The organism is Dactylosporangium sp. NBC_01737 (assembly GCF_035963215.1).
Taxonomy (GTDB): Bacteria; Actinomycetota; Actinomycetes; order Mycobacteriales; family Micromonosporaceae; genus Dactylosporangium.
The window spans coordinates 10,258,661-10,279,275 of record NZ_CP109153.1; the positions used below are offsets into that span (position 1 = coordinate 10,258,661).

The window sequence follows — 20,615 nt, forward strand, 5'->3', positions numbered from 1 at the left end:
CGTGGCGCGGGCCCGGCATTGCGCCCCTCAGCACGGCGCTCTCAGAACTGCGCGTGCTCGACGGCGCCGCGGTCGGCGTCCAGCGAACCCGTCGGGTGCATGATCACGAAGAAAGACCTGTGGCTGTCGAACGCCATGATCGCGAAGCGTTTTCGTCGCCCCCGGCGGTGCAGGAAACTCTTCGCGATCATGGCGGAGACCGGGCTGGCGCAAACCGGGGATCACGGTGGGTGCCATAGGCTTTCGTGATCAAAAGCTGGTCGTTGCGGCACGACACCGTACGGGGGCAGAGGGCCTGCCTTGTGCTCCCGCACCGGCCGTTTGCCGTCGCTGTCAGGCTCGGGTCAGCGCCTGGCGGCGGAGGGCCGACTTGTCGACCTTGCCGTTTGCCGTCAGGGGCAGGGTGTCGACCACGTGGACGTGGCGGGGGACCTTGTAGTTCGACATCTTCTCGCGTGACCACGCGATCAGGTCCTGCGGCTTCAGATCCGCGCTGGGCAACGGGACCACGAAGGCGCAGCCGGCCTCCCCCGACACCGGGTCGGGGACGCCGACCACGGCGGCGACGGCGATGCCCGGGTGGCGGCCCAGGAGGTTCTCGATCTCGGCCGGGTAGGCGTTGAAGCCGCCGACGATGAACATCTCCTTCTTGCGGTCCACGATGCGCAGGTTGCCCTGCTCGTCGAGCACGCCGATGTCGCCCGTGTGGAGCCAGCCCTCGGCGTCGACCGCCTCGCGGGTCAGGTCCGCGGCGGCCCAGTAGCCGACCATCACGCCGTAGCCGCGGACCAGCACCTCGCCCGCCGTGCCCGCGGCCACCGGGGTGCCCGCGTCGTCGACCACCGAGACCTCCTGGCCCGGGACGGCGCGCCCGGCCGTCGAGGCCACGATCTCGTCGGGGTCGTCGGGGCGGGTCATGGTGACGACCGAGCCCTCGATCAGCCCGTACGCGTTGACGATGCGCTCGATGCCCAGCACCGAGCGCATGCGGTGGATCAGCTCGGTCGGCACGGCGGCGGCGCCGACGACCGCGGAGCGCAGGCTGGTGATGTCGCGGTCGGGCAGGTCCGGGCGGGACAGCAGCCGGTCGAACAGGGCCGGCGGGCCGGCCAGCAGGGTCAGCCGCTCCCGCTCGACGAGCTCCAGCGCCGTGTCGGGGTCGAAGATCGCGATCGGGTGCATCCGGGCGCCGCGCATGACGCAGGCCAGCAGGCCGGCATTGATGCCGAACCCGTGCGCGAACGGGCTGACGACCGGGTAGCGGTCGCCCTCGCGCAGGCCGACGAGCTCGCTCCAGTCCCAGTAGGCGCGCATCATCTGCGGGCCTGCCAGCACGACGCCCTTGGGTTCGCCCGTGGTGCCGGAGGTGGCGAGGATCTCGATCGGGTCCTCCGGGCGGACCTCCAGCGCCCGCTGCCGCGCCGACGCGACGTCCACCGGCAGGTCGGCGAGGGTCCGCACGCCCGGGCGGGGGTCAACCGGCCGGTCGGTGAGCAGCACGACGTCACGCAGCGCGGGCAGTCCCGCGAACGGGCCGCCGGCGGACGCCGGGCCGTGCTCGGCCCTCAGCAGGTCGACGTAGTCGACGCCCAGGAAGCCGTCGGCCGCGACCAGGAGCCTTGCCCCGGTGCGGTCAAGGAGCTGGCCGGCCTCGATCGCCTTGGCCCGCGTCGAGACCGGCACGATGACGGCGCCGGTGTACCAGATACCCAGGGCGGCGACGGCCCATCGCCAGGTGTTGGGCGCCCAGACGGCGACCCGGTCGCCGCGCTCGACGCCCAGGCCGATGAGCGCGCCGGCGAACCGCTCGGTCGCGGCCAGCAGCTCCCCCATGGTCAGGCGGACGTCGCCGTCGACGACGGCGACGTCCGACGGCGCCTGCGCGGCCCGATCGAGCAGCATGCGGGGCAGCGTCGCCCAGTCCGGCATCGGCGGGAGCGCGTCAGCGCCCATGGCGGTCCGAGCCGAGGTGGTGGCCGCGGCGGTCGTCGATCACCGGCGGCGCGCTGGTCTCTGACACTTCGGGCAACACCTCGACCTGGATCGTCACCGGCGTCACGGCCGCGACCGCCTGCCGGACGCGCCCGTGCCACATGGGGTTCTTCAGCAGCGACTGCCGCGCGAACGCGACCTTCAGCGTAGCGACGTCGAGCGTACCGTCCCGGCGGATCTCCAGCGTCCACTGCGCGATGCCGTCGATCTTCGCCAGCACCGCCCGCAGCCTGGGCAGCGACAGCCACCGGCCGCGGATGAGGACGTGGTTGCCGACGGTGTGGGTGGGCGCGGGGATGCCGGCGGACTCACCGTCGAGGTCGACGACCTCGCCGGTGCGGATCGTGGCCCCGCCCAGCGTCGAGTGCCACACCGGCGTCAGCACCAGTTCCGCGGACTTGCCGGGCGCTGCCTGCAGTACCGTGTCCGCGGAGATCGAGGCAAGCGCCAGGACGTCGTCGCGGACCGGGTGCAGCCCGTCCCGCGAGTCCGACGCGTCGCGCCAGGCGAGGGCGGCGCCGAAGACCGGGTCGGCGTAGACCCAGACCACGCGTGCGCCGAACTCGGTGGCGAGGTGGCGGCAGGTGCGCTGCTCGGTGATCTCGCCGACCAGCACCAGCGTCCGCAGCCCCAGGTCGAGCGGGTCGACCAGAAACTCCATGTGCAGCCGGGCCAGCAGGTCGGCCGCGCCGGTCGGGGTGATGACGAGCGCGGTGGCACCGACCGCCTCCAGGGCGGCCAGCAAGCGCATCCGCCCGCGCGGGCCGACGGAAGCGGTCGCGCCGGCGAGCCCCGTCAGCGCCTGGGTCAGCAGCGCGCCGGCGAGATCACCGTCGCTGTTGAGCGCGACGACGACCCGGTCCTCGGCGGTGATGCCGGCCGCGGCGAACGTCTCCCTGCTCAGCTCGACGGTGGCGGCAAGGTCCGCGGGTGACAGTGGCACGGCGACGTCGGCGCCCGGCGAGAGGCGCAGGAAACCGGTCCCCGCGGGAACGGTGTCCCGAGACAGCCAGGTCACAGCTCCGCCACCTCCTTCGCGAAGAGCGAGATCGACGACATCACGTGCTCGTTGGCGAGGCCGCCGACCTGGAACTGCAGGATGAGGTCGGTGATGCCGGCCGCCTCCAGGCGCTCGAGGGCCTTGCGCGAGCCGGCCACGTCGTCCAGCACGATCATGTGGTGCTCGCGGAGGGTCTCGACCGCCTCCTCGGGCGCCTGGCCGGCCGCCAGCTGACCGAGCACCCGGTAGGTCGCGTGCCGCGCGTCCATGTAGTCCGAGGGGGTCACCAGGTTCACCTGGCGGCGGATGTACCACAGCACGGCGTCCGCCGCGTTGGCGTACGCCTGCTCACGCGTCGGCGCGACGTGCCACGGGATCATCAGCGCGATCCGCCGCGTCGCCGGGTCGTGGCCGTGCTTGGCCAGCTCGGCCTTGTACGCGGCGATGTCCTCGGCGACCGCGTCGAGCCCCTTGAGCATCGTCATGCCGAGCAGGTGGTAGCCGCCCTGCGCCGCCGAGAGGTACCCCTCCAGGCTCGTCGATGCGACCCAGATCGGCGGGTGCGGCTTCTGCACCGGCCGCGGGTACACGCCGACGTCGGGCACCAGCCAGTGCTCGCTCTCGGCGTAAACGGGCTCGCCGTCGGCCTCGAAGATCCGCGTGACCATGTCGAGGTTGGTCTCCCACAGCTGCCGCGACTGCTCGAACGGCATGCCGAACGCCTGGTACTCCAGCGGCGAGGCGCCCCGCCCGGTGCCGAACTCGACCCGGCCGCGGCTGAGGATGTCGAGCGTCGCGACGCGCTCGGCGGTGCGGATCGGGTGGGAGAACGGCAGCAGGACCACGCCGAGCCCGAGCCGCAGCCGCTCGGTCTTCTGGGACAGCGCCGACAGCACCAGGTCGGGCGCGGCGGAGTGGGAGAAGCCCCGGGTGAAGTGGTGCTCGACCATCCAGAGGGCCTCGTAGCCGAGGCGGTCGGCGAGGACACCTTGTTCAAGGAGATTCTCGAAGGCCTGCTGCTCCACTTCGCTGGTGCGCCCCCGGACCTCGAGCTCGTAGCCCAGACCCACGCGCAGGGATGTCATCGCCGCCTCCTGGTGTTGCTCGTTGCTGTTATGAACAAGCGTTTGGTTGGTACCGTAACAGCGGTGCGTGTGGCTGCCAATATCCCGGGACGCCACTTGGTCGTTTGTTCAAGAGATCGGAAGAGATCAGGAGCGGGTGGCGGTGCCTTCCCCGGTCACGAGGACGCCGTAGGCCAGCTCGGCGGCCACCGCCGTGACGCGGCCGTCCTCCACGTCCCGCGCCACCGCGGCCAGGTCGCGCTCCCGCGGGTCGCCCAGGCCGCCGCCGCCCGTGGTCTCGACGATGAACGCCTCGCCCGCGCGGAACACCGCGTTGTTGTTCTTCGCCGGCAGGCGCTCCAGCCGGCCGTCCTGCGTGCGGCGGTAGAAGCCGCCCGGCCGGCCCGGGCCGCCGCCGGAGCGACCCGGTGGCGCGGTGCTCAGCCGGTCGCCCCGCGTCGTGATGTCGGCGTCGGCCAGCAGGCGGAACGTGGTTCGCGTGCCGAGGCCGCCCCGCCAGCGACCGGGGCCGCCCGAGTCCGGGATGAACTCGACCTGCTCGACGATGAGCGGGCAGCGGGTCTCCACCGGCTCCGCCTGCGGTATCGAGTTGCGGCCGACGCCGAAGTGCACGCCCGTGGCGTCGGGGCCGTCGCGGCCCGACCGCGCGCCGACGCCGCCGAAGTCGTAGGCGAGGTGGATCCAGTACGGCGCGGAGCGGGACGCGATCGAGAACGGCTGGAGGATGCCCGAGGCGGCGATCGCCCGCGACGGGGTCGCCTCCGACAGGGCCTGCAGAATGGCCTCGATAGCCGCGTACACGGGCAGGAAGCGGCCGCCGCAGGGGTACGGGGACTGCGCGTTGAGCAGCGAGCCCGGCGGGAAGTGCAGGGTGAACGGCCGCAGGCCACCCGCGTTCATCGGCAGCGTCGGGTCGACGAAGCAGCGCAGCGCGAACACCGCGCCGGCGAGCGACTGCGACAGGCTGGAGTTGACGGCCGCCGGCACCTGGCGGTCGGTGCCGGTGAAGTCCACGCCGACGCCGTCGGTGCCGACCGTCACGGCGACCCGGACGACGAGCGGGGGCGCGTCGAGGTGGATGCCGTCGTCGTCGATGGCGTACTCGGCGCGGTAGGTGCCCGGCCGCAGGGACTGCAGGGCGAGCCGCGTGCGGGCCTCGGTGTAGTCGAGGTAGTCATTGATGCGCTGGCGCAACTCAAGCGCGCCGTACTGGTCGACCAGCTCGTCCACGCGCCGGGCGGCCGCGTTGGCGCCGGCGATGAGCGCGCGGACGTCGCCGACGACCGAGTCGGGCGTGCGGCTGTTGAGCCGCAGCAGGCGCTCGATCGCCGGATCCAGGCCCGCCTCCGTGGCGATGCGCACGGGCGGCAACTGCAGGCCCTCGGCGAAAATGTCGGTGGCGAGCGCGGCCATCCCGCCGGCCGACGTGCCGCCCAGGTCGGAGACGTGGATGAGGGTGCCGGCGAAGTACTCGACGGTGTCGCCGACGAAGACCGGCCGGAACACCAGGATGTCGTTGGTGTGGATGCCGCCGCGGTACGCGTCGTTGAGGGCGAACACGTCCCCCGGGCGCATGTCCACCAGCGGGAAGTCGGCCAGCACCGACGGCAGCGCCACGGACAGCGCCATGCTGTTCATGAGCGTCGTCGCCACCGACTGGGAGATCAGCCGGCCGTCGCGGTCGAGGATCGCGGCCGAGGCGTCGGAGCCCTCCACGATGAACGTCGAGTACGCCGATCGGATCACCACGATGCTGGCCTCCTCGGCGGCCACCAGCAGCGCGTTGCGCAGGACGTCGGCGGTGAGGTCGTCGGTCACGACCGGTCCTCCAAGCTGATGTTGGTCGGGGCCTGTCGGCTCTGGACCCGGTCCAAACGGGTCAGGACGATGGTGTCGGTGGCGTCCACCAGCAGGGACCAGCCAGGCGGTACCACCACGGTCGACTCGGCGTCCTCGACGACGAGCGGGCCGGGCACCGGCGGCCGGTCGCGGCGGGTCGCGCGCCGGTAGATCGGGGTGTCGACGAAGGCGCCGTCGAACCAGGCCGGCCGCGACCCCTCGGGTGCCCCGTCGCCCTCGGCTGCGACCTCGACGAACGGCACCGCCGGCACCCGGTGGACCACCCGCACGCGATAGCTCACGAGCTCGACCGGGTCGCGCGGCGCGATGCCGTACGCCTGTCGATACTGCGCGTAGAAGCGCTCGACGACCTCGTCCAGCACCGCCTTGGTGAGCTCCCCGTCCGGCAGCGGGATGGTGAGGTCGTGCGCCTGGCCCCGGTACCGCACGTCGACCGAGCGCGCCACCTCCGCGTCCGTGAGGCCCAGGTCCTCGAGGGCCGCGGTGGTGAGGCTGAGATAGATGCCGGCGAGTTCGTCGACATCGACGTCGGTCATGAGCCGGGTCGCCACCCGGTCGGTCGACAGGTCGGTGACGAGGAGGCCGGCCGCCGAGCCGACGCCACAGGCCGGCGGCACGACGATGGTGGCGATGCCGAACCGCTCGGCGACCCGGGCCGCGTGCATCGGGCCGGCTCCGCCGAACGCGACGAGCGCGTAGCCGCGCGGGTCGATGCCCCGCTGCACGGTGACGACGTGCACGGCGGAGGCCATGACGGCGTTGGCGATGTCGTGGACGGCCGCGGCGGCCGCCGCCGGGCTGACGCCGAGCGGCCCGGCGAGCCGGGTGCGGATCGCGGTCGCGCCGCGCGCCGGGTCCAGCCGCATGGTGCCGCCGGCGAACGTGGCCGGGTCGAGGTACCCCAGCAGCAGGTTGGCGTCCGTGACCGTCGGCTCCGCGCCACCGAGGCCGTAGCAGGCCGGGCCGGGCTGGGAGCCGGCCGAGCGGGGGCCGACCCGCAGCGCGCCGCCGTCGTCGACCCAGGCGATGCTGCCGCCGCCGGCGCCGACCTCGGCGAGGTCGATCGCGGCGACCTTGATGGGCACGCCGGTGCCGGCCCGGCGGCCACCGTAGCTGCCCTTGCCGCCGACGTGGAACTCGCGGGTGACGTCGGGGACGCCGCCGCGGATCGCGCACGCCTTGGCGGTGGTGCCGCCCATGTCGAACGAGATGACGTCGGCGCGGCCCAGCCGGGCCCCGGTCGCCTGGGCGGCGATCACCCCGGCCGCCGGGCCGGACTCGATGGTCGCCACCGCGCGGCGCCCGGCGAGCTCGGCTGACATGACGCCGCCGCTCGACTCCATCACCTGCACCCTGGCATCGACGCCGATCGAGCGCAGCCGCTCCTCCAAGGCACCGAGGTACCGCACCATCACCGGCCCGACATAGGCCGACATGAGTGTCGTGGTGGCCCGCTCGTACTCGCGCAGCTCGGGGAAGATCTCCGCGGAGAGCACGACGGTGACGCCGGACGGCAGCTCCGCGGCGAGGATCTCGGCGAACCGGCGCTCGTGCACCGGGTTCGCGTAGGAGTGCAGCAGCGACACGGCGACGGCGTCGACCCGCAGCGCGGCGATGCGCCGGGCGACGTCGCGCGCCTGCGCCTCGTCGAGCGGGACGAGTACCGCACCGCGCGCGTCGACCCGTTCGGTCACCTCGAAGCAGCGCGACCGCGGTACCGGGGGTGGGGGCGGCTCGAAGAGGAGGTCGAAGCGGTCCTCCTCGACCCGCGCGTAACGCCCGAGCGTCAGCAGGTCGCGGAATCCGCGGGTGGTGACGAACGCGACGTCGGCACCGGTGCGTTCAAGAATGGCGTTGGTCGCCAAGGTGGTCGCGTGAACGAACCGGCCGACCTCGGCCGGGTCCGTTCCCGACGCGTCGAGGACCCCTCGGACACCCGCGAGAATACCCCGAGTCGGGTCGTCCGGCGTGCTCAGCGTCTTGACGACGGTCATGGTTCCGTCCGGCCCGGCCAGCACGACGTCGGTGAACGTGCCACCGACATCGGCCGCTATGACATGTCGACCCATGGCCAGTCACGGTAATAACCAAGCAAGCGCTTGTCTACGTGATGTCTTGTGCAACCGTGTCGTACCCGCCTATCGTACCAAACGAGCGCTTGGTCGAATCTTCTGAGGTGGTCCCATGAAGTTCTCGTCGTTCCTGCTCTTCCACCGCTTCGACGACCGTCCGGTGCGGGAGGTCTACGAGTACAACCTCGCCGTCGCCGAGCTGTTGGAAGAGGTCGGCTTCGACGGCGTGTGGATCAGTGAGCATCACTTCCGCGACTACGGCACGGTCCCCGACCTGCTCAACATGCTCAGCTACCTGGCCGGGCGCACCGAGCGGCTGCGGCTGGGCACCGGCGTCGTGGTCCTGCCGCTGCACAACCCGTTGCGCGTCGCGGAGTCCGCGGCCCAACTGGACCTGCTCTCCGGCGGCCGGCTCGACTTCGGCGTCGGGCGCGGCTACCAGAGCATCGAGTTCGACGGCTTCGGCATCGACCTCGCCGAGGCCCGCGACCGCTTCGACGAGTCGCTGGAGATCCTGCGTGGCGCGTGGACCACCGACAACTTCCGCCACGAGGGCACGTTCTACTCGACCGGCGAGGTCAACCTGATGCCGCGCCCGCTGCAGCGGCCACACCCGCCGATCTACGTGGCCGCGGTGAGCCCGGAGACCGTCACCCGCTACGCCGGTCAGGGCATCCCGATCCTCGCCGACCCGGCCGCCCCGTTCCACCGGGTGGAGCGCGCGGCCCAGAAGTGGCGCGAGGTGGCCGGGGCCGCCGGGCACGACACCGAGGCGGCCGACCTGGTGGTGAGCCGGTCGGTGTACGTGGCGCCGACCGTCGAGCAGGCCCGCGCCGACCAGGACCGCTTCGAGAAGGCGTTCGACCGCGCGCGCATCTTCAACGAGAAGAGCGCGCCGATCGACAGCAAGACCCAGCAGTTCGCCAAGGGCTTCGAGTACTGGCAGGACCGCTACCTCAAGGGCGGCGACGTCGGCACCGACTTCCGCTGGGAGCAGCTGGAGGTCATCGGCGACCCCGAGCGGGTCATCGCACAGATCAAGATGCTCGAGGAGTTCGGCTTCCGCAACCTGATGTGCGACTTTGGCAGCACCCGCGCCATGCCGCTGGACGACATGCTCAGCACGATCCGCTTCTTCGCCAAGGAAGTCATGCCCGCCTTCCGATAAGGACCGCCATGTACGCCAACCTCGGATTCGCCCTGCTCACCGCGCAGGCCCGCCGGGCTCCCGACGCCGTCGCGGTGACCCACCAGGGCCACGGCTACACGTACGACGAGCTCGACCGCCGGGTCAACCGCCGCGCCAACGCCCTCGCCGCCGCCGGCGTCGCACCCGGCACGCGGGTGGCGAGCCTGCTCGGCGACCCGCTCGCCATCACCGAGCTGTACCTCGCCCAGGCCAAGCTCGGCGCCGTGCTCGTCGCGCTCAACCCCTACTGGACCGATGACGTCCTGGTCGCCGTCGTCGAGTCGAGCGGCTCACCGGTGGTGCTCTACGACGCGGTGTCCGCACCGGTGATCAAGCGGATCCGCGACCGGCTCAGCGGCGTTCGCACGTGGCTGCGGGCCGAGGAGCTGTCTTCCGACTCGGATGCGCCGCCGCCCATCGGCGCAAGCGGTGACGACGTGTTCGCGCTGTTCTTCACCTCCGGTACCACTGGACTGCCGAAACCGGTCACATACACGCACTCGATCGCGCTCGCCGCCGCCAACCTGTGGACCGACGTGCCGCGTCCGCCGGGTTCGGCGTTCGGCACCGGCCCGATCATCTGGGGCGTCGGCTTCGTCGCCATCGCCTGCCCGGCCCTGCTGGGCGGGGTCCGCCTGGTGCTGGAGAGCGACTTCGGCCCGGCCGGCTTCCTGGCCACCGTGCCTCGCGAGCGCATCACCCACGTCAGCGTGATCCCGAGCTTCTTCGCCCAGCTGCTGAGCACCGACGCGCACGAGGGCGTCGACCTCGACTCGATCCGGATCATCATGCTCGGCGCCGAGCCGCTGCCCCGGCCGCTGCTGGAGCGCATCCGCACCCGGCTGCCGAACGCGCTCATCTACTCGTACTACGGGCAGACCGAGGCGCCGTACAGCTGCTGGGCCCGCCAGGACGACGGCAGCGTGCCGCTGTCGAGCTCCGGCCGCGCCCGCACGCTCGGCGCGGCCCGCGTGGTCGACGCCGAGGGTCGCCGGCTCGTCGGCGAGGTCGGCGAGATCCAGCTGTCCGGCCCGCACATCATGGCCGGCTACGACGGGCTGCCCGAGGCGACCGCCGCGGCGCTGCGCGACGGCTGGTTCGTCGGCGGCGACGTCGGCGTCTTGGACGAGACCGGCGTGCTGACCGTCCTCGGCCGGCGGGAGGACGCGATCCGCAAGAAGGGCGCGCTGACGCTCCCGTCGACGATCGAGGATGCGGTACTGGCGATGCCCGGTGTGGCGGAGGCCGGCGTCGTCGGGGTCCCGGAACACGGCGAACAGAAGGTGCTGGTGGCGGTCGTGCCGCGCCAGGGGGTCGAGCTGACCCCCGAGGCGGTGACCGCGCACCTGACGTCGCTGCCGCCGGCCGCGTGGCCGGACCTGATCGTCATCGCCGACGAGCTGCCGCACGCCAACGACGCCTCCGGCGGGCGCGGCAAGCTGCTGCGGCGCGAGATCCGGACCCGCTGGGGCGGGCCGCTCTCGCCGTGATCAGGTGTTCAAACCGTGCAGCAGGAGCGTGAGGTACCGCTTGGCGACGTCGGCGATCGTCAGCTCGCCGTCGTCGCGGTACCAGCGGGCGACGGCGGAGATGCAGTCGCGGGCGTGCCGGTAGACGATGCCGGGCTCGGGGTAGCGGCGGAACACGCCCTCCTCGACGCCCTGGCGGATGACGTCGGTCCAGATCCGCTCCACCTCCGCCTCGCGCTGGGCGAGGTAGGCGAACCGGGGGAACCGCGACAGCTGCAGCTGCTCGTGCTGGAGCACGATCACGGCCGCGCGGTGGTCGACGAGCGACTCGAACGCGGCGATGATCAGCCGGCTCAGCGTCAGGTCGCTCGGCGTCGGCTCGGCGATGATCTTCTGGTAGGTCGCCACGAGCTGGTCCAGGTAGCTGGACAGCAGCTCGTCGACGATCGCCTCCTTGGAGTCGAAGTGGTGGTAGAGGCTGCCCGGCAGCACACCCGCAGCGTCGGCGATCTCGCGCACCGTCGTGGCGCTGAAGCCGTTGTCGGCGAACAGGCCGGCCGCGGTCGCCAGCAGGGACTGCCGCCGCTCCGAGCCCTCCGGCCCCGAGCCGCCGCGGCGGGGCCGCGCCGACTTGCGCCCCTCAGTCGTGGTCATGCCGCCGAGTATGCCTGATCGAACAAGCGTTACATCAAGCGGATGTGACGCGTTGACCGTCCCCGCAACACAACCCTACGATAACCAAACAAGCGCTCGGTCAACCTTGAGCGCATTCGGTACCGCCAGGAGTGCGACATGCAGCCAGGTCAGGCCCGCGTTGGCAACGTTCTCTACCCCACCGGCGATTTGAGCAGCTCGGTCGCGTTCTACCGCGACGGGCTCGGCCTCCCCCTCAAGTTCGCCGACGGCGACCGGTTCGCGGCGCTGGACGGCGGTGGGGTCACGTTCGCGCTCGCGGGCGGCGACGAGGCCCTCGGTACGACACCTATGGCCTCGTTCAAGGTGACCGACGTGCCCTCGTCCGTGGCGCGGCTCACGGCGCTCGGCGCCTCGCTGGTGAGCGGCCCGTCGCGTGGTCCCCACGAGGTGCGGGCCGTCCTGCACGACCCGGCCGGCAACCCGTTCGTCCTCTACGCGTCCGCATGACGATACGAGACCGGGTCGCCATCGCGGGCGTCGGGCGGACGGAGCTGTCGAAGAACTCCGGCGTCAGCACGCTCACGCTCGCGCTGCGGGCGGTCCGCGCCGCGCTCGACGACGCCGGCCTGCATGTCCGTGACGTCGACGGGGTGGCGACGCACGGCGTCGGCGACTCCGCCCCGGCGCCGGTCGTGGCGGCGGCACTCGGCATCCGCGACGTGGCGTTCCTGCTCAACCAGTCCGGCGGTGGCGGGCTGTCGGCGACGGTGGTCGGCTACGCCGCCGCGGCCATCGCCACCGGGCAGGCGTCGGTGGTGGTGTGCTGGCGGGCCATCAACGCCCGGTCGGAGTTCCGGATGGGCGGCACCGGGCGCGACGCGCCGCCGCTCGCCGAGTTCCAGTACCAGGTGCCCTACGGCTACCTGGCGCCGCCGCAGCAGTTCGCGATGCTCGCCCGCGAACTGCTCGACGGCGGCGCCCTCGACGAGCGCGTGCTCGGCACGGTGTCGGTCACCCAGCGTTCGCACGCTGCCCGCAACCCGCGGGCGATGCTGCGCACTCCCCTGTCGCTGGACGACTATCTCGCGTCCCCGTGGGTGGTCGAGCCGCTGCGGCTGCTGGACTGCTGCCTGGAGACGGATGCCGCCGTCGCCGTGGTCCTCACGTCGGCCTCACGCGCCCGGGACCTGGCTCGTCCGCCCGTGCACCTTCGCGCGTTCGCGACCGGCGGGGGCGACACGCTGTACTCGACGGGCCGCTCGACGCTTGCCCCCAGCGCCGCCGCACTGATGGCGCCGCGACTGTTCCGCGCGGCCGGGCTGGCCCCGTCGGACATCGACGTCGCCGAGCTGTACGACGCGTTCACCCCGCTCGTGCCCCTGCAACTGGAGGACTACGGCTTCTGCCCGCCGGGTGGCGCGGCCGAGTTCATCCTGGCCGGCGAGACGGCGATCGGCGGCACGCTGCCGGTCAACACGCACGGCGGTCACCTCTCCGAGGGGTACGTGCACGGCCTGAACCACGTCGCCGAGGCCGTCGACCAGCTCCGCGGCGACGCGGGCGACCGCCAGGTGGCCGGCGCCCGCACCGCTTTGGTGAGCGCCCAGCCCGGCTACGTCGGCGGCGTCACGTCGGCCCTGATCCTGGGCGGCCCGCAATGAACTGGCGGCAACCACGGACCGACCGGGACTCGGCCGAGTGGTGGGCGGCGGTCGCTCGGCACGAGCTGGTGCTGCAGTGCTGCGACGGCTGCGGCGAACTGCGCTGGCCGCCGCGCGCGATGTGCGCCGGGTGCGGCGGCTTCGGCTGGACCTGGCGACCCAGCGCCGGTGACGGCACGGTCGCGAGCTGGATCCGCAGCCACCGGCCCTTCGCGCCCGGTCTGCCGCTGCCCCACGTCACCGTCCTCGTACGCCTGGCCGACCAGCCCGACCTGCTGCTGCCCGGCGGCTGGACCGGCACCGGCGAGCCCCGCACCGGCGACCCGGTGCGGCTGCGCTTCGCCGACATCGAGCCGGGCCTGTCGCTGCTGAGCTGGGAGGCCGCCCCATGACCGTCGTCGTCCCCGAGCCCGAGGTGAAGGCCCTCCTGCGCCGCTTCGGCGTGCAGGTCCCCAACGGCGTGGTCGGCACCGACGCCGCCGGGCTCACGCCGCCGCTGGTGCTCAAGGCATTCGGCCCCGACATCATCCACAAGTCCGACATCGGCGCCGTCGAGCTCGGCCACGACGCCACCACCGTCGCCGCCGCCGCGGACCGCATGCGTGAGCGGATCCCCTCCCTCGCCGGCTTCCTCGTCGAGGAGCAGCTACCGATCGGCCTCGAGCTCATCGTCGGCGTCGTGCACCGGCCGCCGTTCGGCCACCTGGTCCTCCTCGGCCTCGGCGGCACCCTCGCCGAGGTCATCGACCGCACTGTCTCCCGCCTCGCCCCGCTCACGCCCGCGGACGCCGAGGAGATGATCGCCGCCTTCCCGGGCGCGGCCCTGCTCGACGGCGTCCGCGGCGGCCCGCCGCTGGACCGCGCCGCCCTCGCCGCCCTCCTCGTCGCCGTGTCGGGGCCCCTGGTCGACCACTTCGGCGACCGGCTCGCCGAGTTCGAGTGCAACCCGGTCGCCCTCGGCCCGTCGGGCGCCGTCGCCCTCGACGCCCGCCTGTTGCTGCGAACCACGATCGAACCTCCCCCGCCCGAACCGTCGGGCACCGACTTCGGACCGCTCTTCAGCCCGCGCACGGTGGCCGTCGCCGGTGCCTCGGCGACCAGACAAGGCTTCGGCAATCGTTTCCTCCAGGCGTACCGCGCGGCCGGGTGGACGGACGGCACCCTGTTCGCGATCCACCCGTCCGCCGACCGCATCGACGGCGTGCCGGCGGTGCCCTCCGTCGCCGACATCCCCGGCGGCGTCGACTACCTGCTCGTCACCGTCCCCGCCGCGCAGGCGCCGGCGCTCGTCGCCGGCACCGCCGGGGCGGCCCGGTTCGTGCAGGTGGTCAGCGGCGGCTTCGGCGAGACCGGCGCCGGCGGTGCCGACCGGGAGCGGGAGCTCCTGGGCGCGCTGCGCTCGGCGAAGACCCGCCTGCTCGGGCCCAACTGCCTCGGCACGTACGCGCCCCGCGGCCGCCAGGTTTTCACGTTCGGGCAGAGCCTGGAGCCCGGCCCGGTCAGCGTCCTGTCCCAGAGCGGCGGACTGGCCGGCGACATCACCACCGCCGGCGGCCGGCGCGGGATCCGGTTCGCCCGGGTGGTGAGCCTCGGCAACGGGATCGACGTCGCCGCGGGCGAGCTCCTCGAATGGCTGGTCGACGACCCCGAGACCGGGGTCGTCGGCTGCTACCTGGAGGGCCCCCGCGACGGCGCCCGGCTGGTGCGGGCGCTGCGCCGCGCCCGCAAGCCGGTGGTGCTCCTGCCCGGCGGCCTGAGCCGCCAGGGCACCGACGCGGTCGCCTCGCACACCGGCTCGCTCGCCGGCGACGACCGGCTGTGGGACGCGATCACCGTCGGCACCGGCGCGATCCGGGTGTCCACGCTGGAGGACTTCCTGGGCGTGCTGCGGATGCTCCAGGTGTACGCGCACCGTCCCGCCGTTCCCGGCACCGACGTGCTGGTCGTGGGCCCCGGCGGGGGCGCCTCGGTGCTGGCGACCGACGCCTGCGACCGGGCCGGCCTGACCCTCGCCCCGATCGTGGCGGCGACCCGACAGGCGTTGCGGGACAACGGCTTCGGCGCGGGAACGAGCGTGACCAACCCGGTCGAGGTACCGATCGGACCGGCCTCCCCGCTGGACCTGGCGGCCCGCGTGCTCGGCCCCGTCCTGGCCGGCCAGGCCTATCCGGACATCCTGCTGCACGTCAACGTCCAGAGCTACTTCAGCTACGGCACCGGCGACCTCGCCCCGCTGGTCGACCTGCTCGGCCTGCTCCCCGAACTGGCCGGGGCGGCGCGGGTGACCGTCGCCGCCCGCAACCTCGACACCGCCCCCGGCGACGCGGCCGACCGCATCGGCGCCGCCGCCGTCGCCGCCGGCGTCCCCCTCTACGGCACGCTCGACGCCGCCGCGACCGCGATCGCGGCGGTCAAGCGGTGGACCGGCGTTCACGCGATGGAAGGCAGGAACCCATGACCCGCCGGGAGTTCAGGTTCGGGGCCGTCGTCCGGCTGGCCGACTCGGCCAAGGCATGGGCCGAGAAGGCCCGCATGCTGGAGGACTCGGGCTTCGACATCCTCTTCGTCCCCGACCACTTCGTCGGCCCGCGCTTCGCCCCGATGCCGGCGCTGACCGCCGCCGCGTGCGCCACGACCCGGCTGCGGCTGGGCACGATGGTGCTCTCCAACGACTACCGGCACCCCGTGGCCCTGGCCAAGGAGGCGGCCACCGTCGACCTGCTCTCCGAGGGCCGGCTCGAGCTCGGCATCGGCACGGGCTGGATGCGGATGGAGTACGACAAGGCGGGGCTCACGTTCGACCCGCCGGCCGTGCGGGTGGCCCGCCTGGCCGAGGCGCTGACCGTCCTCAAGGGACTGTGGCGCGGTGGCCCGTTCTCGTACGTGGGCGAGCACTACCGCATCGACGAGCTGGCCATGGAGCCGCTGCCGAAGCAGCGCCCGCACCCGCGGATCCTGCTCGGCGGCGGCGGACCGGCGATGCTGCGCCTGGCCGCCCGCGAGGCCGACGCGATCAACCTGGCCGTCCAGGTGCGCGCCGACGGCAGCGCGCCGTCGGAGGCCGACGCCGGGGTCGCGGCCTTCATCCGCAAGATCGACCTGGTTCGCGAGGCGGCCGGCGAGCGGTGGGCCACGCTCGACGTCGGCACAAGCGTGCAGCAGATCGGCGCGGCGAGCCGGCTCGGCGAGTGGAGCGCGGCCAACGTCGGCCCACAGGCCGAGACGCCGCAGGTGCTGCTGGGCAGCGTCGAGGAGCGCGTCGACAAGCTGCGGCACTGGCGCGACGAGCACGGCCTGAACTACTTCGTCCTGCACAACGACCGCGACCTCGACGACTTCCTGCCGGTCGTCAAGGCTCTCGCCGGCACCTGACGTCAATGTCGTCAACGTTGCAGGACCAGGTCCACGATCGCCGTCGCGAGGTCCGGCCGGTCGCCGCCGCGGAAGACCAGGTGGAACACGACCGCGCCGACCAGCACGTCGAAGAGCAGGTCGGGGTCGGTCGACGCCGGCGTCTCGCCGCGCGCGACCGCGCCCTCGACCACAGCCCTGAACTGGCCGCGGGCGGCCGCCTCCAGCGGGTCTCGGGCGTGCTCACGCAGCTCCGAGCCGCGCTCGAACAGCGGCAGCAGGCCGGGCAGCGCGGCGCGGGTCTCGGGCCGCGAGTAGGAGCGCACCGCCGCCTCGACCAGGCGCAGCACGTCCCGGCGGAAGTCGCCGCTGTCGCTGATCGGCGCGATGTCGTCGGCCGGGAACGCCGCGTCGTACACCAGCAGCGCCTTCGACGGCCAGCGCCGGTACACCGTCGGCCGGGTCACGCCGGCCCGCTGCGCCACCAGCTCGTAGCTCAGCCGCTCGTAGCCGACCTCGGTGAGCAGCTCGCGCGTCGCCTGCAGCACCGCGGTATCGGTGCTCGCGACCCGGGGACGGCCCCGCTCCCTTGACATCGCACTCCTTCCGCTGCTTTGCTTTACGTATCGCATTGTAAACATATTCGAGGGAGGACGTCATGACCGACCCCGTCCGCCGCCTCAGCGAGGAAGAGGTTGCGTTCTACACCGAGCACGGCTGGCTGCACGCGCCGGGGCTCGTCTCCGGTGAACTGGTCGAGCGCCTGTCCGCCAAGGCGCACGAGCTGCACCACCCCAGCGGCGCCGTGTCCGTGTCGGCCGTGGCCCAGGCCTTCGGGCAGAACCGCGGCCTCGCCGAGGTCGACGCCGACTTCGCGCAGCCGGTGTTCTCGCCCGTCATGGCCGACAACGCGGCGCGGCTCATGCCGGGTCACCCGCAGGTCCGGCTGCAGATCAACAACCTGCTCATCAAGGAGCCCGCCGGCGGCACCCACGGTGCCACGATGTTCCACCAGGACTTCCCCTGGTTCCCCATGGACCGGGCGGTCATGCTCACCGTCTGGATGGCGCTGGTCGACACCCCGGCCGACATGGGCTCGCTGCGCTTCTACGATCGCTCGCACCGCTACGGCCCGCTCGGGCGCTCGTTCGTCCGCGACGGCGACGCCATGGTCGAGCAGCACCCGTGGCTGGCCGAGCTGGAGCTCTCGCCGCCGCTGCATCTCAAGCCCGGCGACGCGACCATCCACACCGCGCTGACCGTCCACGGCGCCGCGCCCAACGTCCACTCCAGCCCGCGCCTGTCGTTCGCCTGGACCTACTTCGATGCGAGCACCCTCTACACCGGCTCGCCGTTCAAGCAGACCGACGACCTCGGCCTGAAGATCAACGAGGTCTTCGATCACGCCGACTTCCCGATCGTCTCCCGCGCATGAGCGTCCCCACCGTCCGCGGACCCGTGCCGGCCGGCACGCTGGGCACGACACTCATGCACGAGCACGTCTTCGGCCTCTCCCCCGAGATCCTGTGGAACTGGCCCGACATCCCCGAGGGCTGGGACGAGCTGTCCCGGGCCCAGGAGGCCGCGGACAAGCTCAACGCGCTCAAGCGGGCCGGTATCGACACGATCGTCGACCTCACGGTGATCGGCCTCGGCCGGTTCGTGCCCGCCGTCCAGCGGGTCGCCGAGCTGACCGACGTCAACATCATCGTCGCGACGGGCGTGTACACGTACGACACCCTGCCCGGGTACTTCGCCCACCGCGGGCCCGGCACCATCTTCGGCGGCGCGGACCGCATGGTGGAGTTCTTCGTCCGCGACATCACCGAGGGCATCGGCCGGACCGGCGTGCGCGCCGGCATCCTCAAGTGCGCCACCGACCACCAGGGCGTCACCCCCGGCGTCGAGCGCGTGCTGCGGGCGGTCGCCCAGGCCCACCGGGAGACCGGCGCGCCGATCTCGACCCACACCGAGTCGAGCACCCGGCGCGGCCTCGACCAGCAGCGCATCTTCGCCGAGGAGGGCGTCGACCTGACCCGGGTCGTCATCGGCCACGCCGGCGACTCCACCGACATCGCGTACCTCGAGGAGCTCATCGCCGCCGGCTCGTACCTCGGCATGGACCGCTTCGGCATCGACAGCATCTGCCCGTTCGAGACCCGGGTGGCCACGGTCGCGACGCTCTGCGAGCGGGGCCACGCCGACCGGATGGTGCTCTCCCACGACGCGTTCTGCTTCAGCGACCGCATCGACGCCGTCAAGCAGCGCCAGATGTTCCCCAACTACCACATGCTGCACATCTCCCAGGACGTCCTGCCGGCACTGCGCGCCCGCGGGGTCACCGAGGAGCAGATCACCACGATGATGGTCGACAACCCGCGGCGGATCTTCGCGCGGCAGGGCGCCTACTAGGAGGTACACATGGATACGCTCCACCGGCTCACGCTGGGCGACCTGGCACGCGAGCACCGCCGCAGCCGCCCGGGGGTGACCGCGGCGGTGGACGGCGCCGAGCGGCTGTCCTATGTGGAGCTCGACGACCGCGCCAACCGGGTCGCGAGCGCGCTCGCCGTGGCCGGCGTCGAGGCCGGCGACCGGGTGCTGTGGCTCGGGCAGACCTCGGCCCGGGTGCTCGAACTGCTGCTCGGCTGCGCCAAGCTGGGCGCCGTGCTCTGCCCCGCCAACGCCCGGCAGTCGGCCGACGAGCTGCGGTTCGTGCTGCGCGACCTCGACCCGCGGGTCGTCGTCTGGCAGCCGGCGCTGGGCGACGCGGCCCGCGAGTCCCAGGACGCGGCGCCGGACGCGCGATGGGTCGAGGACGGCGACGACTACCGGCGGTGGCTCGACGACGCTCCCCCGGAAGACGACGAGCGGTCCGTCGACCCCGGCCTGCCCGTCCTCGCCCTCTACACCGCCGCCTTCGACGGCCGGCCGAGCGCCGCGCTGCTGTCGCACACCGCGCTGCTCACCCACAGCGTGTCGATCGGCTGGATCCGCCAGATCGAGCCCGGATTCACGTACCTCAACTCCGGCCCGCTGTTCCACGTCGGTACGATGATGTTCTGCCTCGCCACGCTCCACCTGGGCGGCACCAACGTGTTCACGCCGGGGTTCGTGCCGGCCGAGGTCTGCCGCCTCGTCGAGCAGGAGCGCTGCACGTCGGCGTTCCTCTACGGCCCGATGCTCGACCAGCTGGTCGAGGCGAACACCGGCGAGGACGGCAAGCCCCGGCACGACCTGTCCAGCCTGCACTTCAGCGCCGGCAGCGACGTCTGGAACGCGATGATCACCGTCGACGAGAGCCCGTGGGGCCGCGCCCTCGGCGGCTACGGCCAGTCCGAGGTGGCCGGGATGCTCACCTTCACCGGCCTGGGCCTCGGCGCGCTCGGCTCGCACGGCCGGCCGTCGCCGTTCGCCCAGGTCCGCATCGTCGACGCCGGGGGCGCCGAGCTGCCGGCCGGCGAGGTCGGCGAGATGGTCGCCCGGGGGCCGATCATGTTCAGCGGGTACTGGAACCGGCCCGAGCTCAACGCGGCGAAGCGAGCCGGCGGCTGGCACCACACCGGCGACCTCGCCCGCCGCGAGACCGACGGCACGATCACGTTCATCGGCCCGAAGCTGCGCATGATCAAGTCGGGCGGCGAGAACGTCTACCCGGCCGAGGTGGAGCGCGCGCTCGCGACCCACCCCGGCATCAAGGAGGCGGCCGTCATCGGCGTGCCCGACGAGCGGTGGGGCCAGACCGTCAAGGCCATCGTGGTCGCGACCGACCCGGCGCTCACCGCCGACGACGTGGTGGCGCATGTACGCGATCAGATCGCCTCGTACAAGAAGCCGGGCCACGTCGTCTTCGCCGAGTCACTGCCGCGGCGTGGCTTCACCCCCGACTACGACGCCCTCGACGAGGCGTACGGCGGCGGCGGGTACCCGATCGTGTAGCCGGCGGGCCAGCAGGCGGGAGACGCCTTCCGCGGTCATGGGCTGGGCCAGGTGGTACCCCTGGCCCAGCGTGTAGCCGAGCTCCCGGAGCACGGCCGCCTGCTCCGGGCTCTCCACGCCCTCGGCGACGGTTTCGAGCCCGAGCGCGTCGGCGAGCAGGATGACTGCGCGGGCCACCGCCCGCCGGGTGTCGACGGTGGCACGAGGCCGTCGGGGGTCAGGAAGAACTTGATCCGCTCACCGAACGAGAAGTAGACCCGGCCGGAGAACCCGCGCGGGAACCGGATCGTCGTGCTGCCGCCGTTGCCGGGCCCGGCGATGGAGACGTCGGGGGCGGGCGCGGGCGGGATGGCGCCGCCGC

Annotated in this window: 19 protein-coding genes and 1 pseudogene; 10 read left to right on the forward strand and 10 right to left on the reverse strand. The window is 72.8% G+C overall.

The annotated features are described in order from the left end of the window. Positions 1-41: 41 nt before the first annotated feature. From OHA72_RS47100 to OHA72_RS47125, 6 genes are all read right to left on the reverse strand, one after another. Positions 42-191, reverse strand: coding sequence for a hypothetical protein (locus OHA72_RS47100; protein ID WP_327002620.1), 150 nt, complete (start codon positions 189-191; stop codon positions 42-44). 142 nt (positions 192-333) lie between these two features. Next, entirely contained in the window at positions 334-1,902 is a 1,569-nt protein-coding gene (locus tag OHA72_RS47105; protein ID WP_327002621.1) for an AMP-binding protein, read from the reverse strand. Positions 1,903-1,942: 40 nt separating this feature from the next. Then, the gene (locus tag OHA72_RS47110) at positions 1,943-3,010 is read right to left on the reverse strand and encodes a phenylacetate--CoA ligase family protein (RefSeq protein WP_327002622.1); all 1,068 of its coding nucleotides are present in this window, start codon (positions 3,008-3,010) and stop codon (positions 1,943-1,945) included. Beyond that, positions 3,007-4,077, reverse strand: coding sequence for an LLM class flavin-dependent oxidoreductase (locus OHA72_RS47115; RefSeq protein WP_327002623.1), 1,071 nt, complete (start codon positions 4,075-4,077; stop codon positions 3,007-3,009). Before OHA72_RS47115 ends, OHA72_RS47110 begins: the two co-directional genes overlap by 4 nt. 126 nt (positions 4,078-4,203) lie before the next feature. Further along, positions 4,204-5,895 carry a hydantoinase B/oxoprolinase family protein gene (locus tag OHA72_RS47120; RefSeq protein WP_327002624.1) on the reverse strand — a complete coding sequence of 564 codons (1,692 nt, stop codon included), beginning with the start codon at positions 5,893-5,895 and terminating at the stop codon, positions 4,204-4,206. Then, entirely contained in the window at positions 5,892-8,006 is a 2,115-nt protein-coding gene (locus OHA72_RS47125) for a hydantoinase/oxoprolinase family protein (RefSeq protein ID WP_327002625.1), read from the reverse strand. Before OHA72_RS47125 ends, OHA72_RS47120 begins: the two co-directional genes overlap by 4 nt. A 115-nt stretch (positions 8,007-8,121) precedes the next feature. Here OHA72_RS47125 and OHA72_RS47130 point away from each other — a divergent pair, with 115 nt between their 5' ends. After that, complete coding sequence (locus OHA72_RS47130; RefSeq protein ID WP_327002626.1) at positions 8,122-9,177, forward strand: LLM class flavin-dependent oxidoreductase; 1,056 nt, start codon at positions 8,122-8,124, stop codon at positions 9,175-9,177. Positions 9,178-9,185: 8 nt separating this feature from the next. After that, positions 9,186-10,688, forward strand: coding sequence for a class I adenylate-forming enzyme family protein (locus OHA72_RS47135; protein WP_327002627.1), 1,503 nt, complete (start codon positions 9,186-9,188; stop codon positions 10,686-10,688). Here OHA72_RS47135 and OHA72_RS47140 read toward each other — a convergent pair whose 3' ends face one another. Then, positions 10,689-11,321: a TetR/AcrR family transcriptional regulator gene (locus OHA72_RS47140; RefSeq protein WP_327002628.1), complete on the reverse strand. Its 633-nt coding sequence runs from the start codon at positions 11,319-11,321 to the stop codon at positions 10,689-10,691. A 138-nt stretch (positions 11,322-11,459) separates the two neighbouring features. On the opposite strand from OHA72_RS47140, the gene OHA72_RS47145 reads away from it, so the two are divergent. From OHA72_RS47145 to OHA72_RS47165, 5 genes are read left to right on the forward strand one after another with little or no spacing between them, the layout of a single operon-like run. Beyond that, entirely contained in the window at positions 11,460-11,810 is a 351-nt protein-coding gene (locus OHA72_RS47145) for a VOC family protein (RefSeq protein WP_327002629.1), read from the forward strand. Then, on the forward strand, positions 11,807-12,964 hold the full coding sequence (locus OHA72_RS47150) for a thiolase C-terminal domain-containing protein (protein ID WP_327002630.1): 1,158 nt from the start codon (positions 11,807-11,809) through the stop codon (positions 12,962-12,964). Before OHA72_RS47145 ends, OHA72_RS47150 begins: the two co-directional genes overlap by 4 nt. After that, a complete protein-coding gene (locus tag OHA72_RS47155) occupies positions 12,961-13,356 on the forward strand; it encodes a Zn-ribbon domain-containing OB-fold protein (RefSeq protein WP_327002631.1) in 396 nt (131 codons plus the stop codon). Before OHA72_RS47150 ends, OHA72_RS47155 begins: the two co-directional genes overlap by 4 nt. Then, complete coding sequence (locus OHA72_RS47160) at positions 13,353-15,422, forward strand: acetate--CoA ligase family protein (RefSeq protein ID WP_327002632.1); 2,070 nt, start codon at positions 13,353-13,355, stop codon at positions 15,420-15,422. The genes OHA72_RS47155 and OHA72_RS47160 overlap by 4 nt, the downstream gene beginning before the upstream one ends. Next, entirely contained in the window at positions 15,419-16,336 is a 918-nt protein-coding gene (locus OHA72_RS47165; RefSeq protein ID WP_327002633.1) for a TIGR03621 family F420-dependent LLM class oxidoreductase, read from the forward strand. Before OHA72_RS47160 ends, OHA72_RS47165 begins: the two co-directional genes overlap by 4 nt. 11 nt (positions 16,337-16,347) lie before the next feature. Here the strand turns inward: OHA72_RS47165 and OHA72_RS47170 are convergent, their stop codons facing one another. Next, positions 16,348-16,911: a TetR/AcrR family transcriptional regulator gene (locus tag OHA72_RS47170; RefSeq protein WP_327002634.1), complete on the reverse strand. Its 564-nt coding sequence runs from the start codon at positions 16,909-16,911 to the stop codon at positions 16,348-16,350. Between the two features lie 62 nt (positions 16,912-16,973). Here OHA72_RS47170 and OHA72_RS47175 point away from each other — a divergent pair, with 62 nt between their 5' ends. From OHA72_RS47175 to OHA72_RS47185, 3 genes are read left to right on the forward strand one after another with little or no spacing between them, the layout of a single operon-like run. After that, entirely contained in the window at positions 16,974-17,750 is a 777-nt protein-coding gene (locus OHA72_RS47175) for a phytanoyl-CoA dioxygenase family protein (protein ID WP_327002635.1), read from the forward strand. Next, on the forward strand, positions 17,747-18,727 hold the full coding sequence (locus tag OHA72_RS47180; protein ID WP_327002636.1) for a phosphotriesterase family protein: 981 nt from the start codon (positions 17,747-17,749) through the stop codon (positions 18,725-18,727). Before OHA72_RS47175 ends, OHA72_RS47180 begins: the two co-directional genes overlap by 4 nt. 9 nt (positions 18,728-18,736) lie before the next feature. Further along, a complete protein-coding gene (locus tag OHA72_RS47185) occupies positions 18,737-20,254 on the forward strand; it encodes an AMP-binding protein (protein ID WP_327002637.1) in 1,518 nt (505 codons plus the stop codon). On the opposite strand, the gene OHA72_RS47190 is transcribed toward OHA72_RS47185, so the two are convergent. Together OHA72_RS47190 and OHA72_RS65185 are read right to left on the reverse strand one after the other, a co-directional pair. Continuing rightward, positions 20,174-20,431 carry an EAL domain-containing protein gene (locus OHA72_RS47190; protein WP_327002638.1) on the reverse strand — a complete coding sequence of 86 codons (258 nt, stop codon included), beginning with the start codon at positions 20,429-20,431 and terminating at the stop codon, positions 20,174-20,176. The genes OHA72_RS47185 and OHA72_RS47190 overlap by 81 nt on opposite strands. Before the next feature lie 71 nt (positions 20,432-20,502). Next, positions 20,503-20,604: pseudogene (locus tag OHA72_RS65185) on the reverse strand (hypothetical protein); the annotation flags it as partial. Between the last annotated feature and the right edge of the window lie 11 nt (positions 20,605-20,615).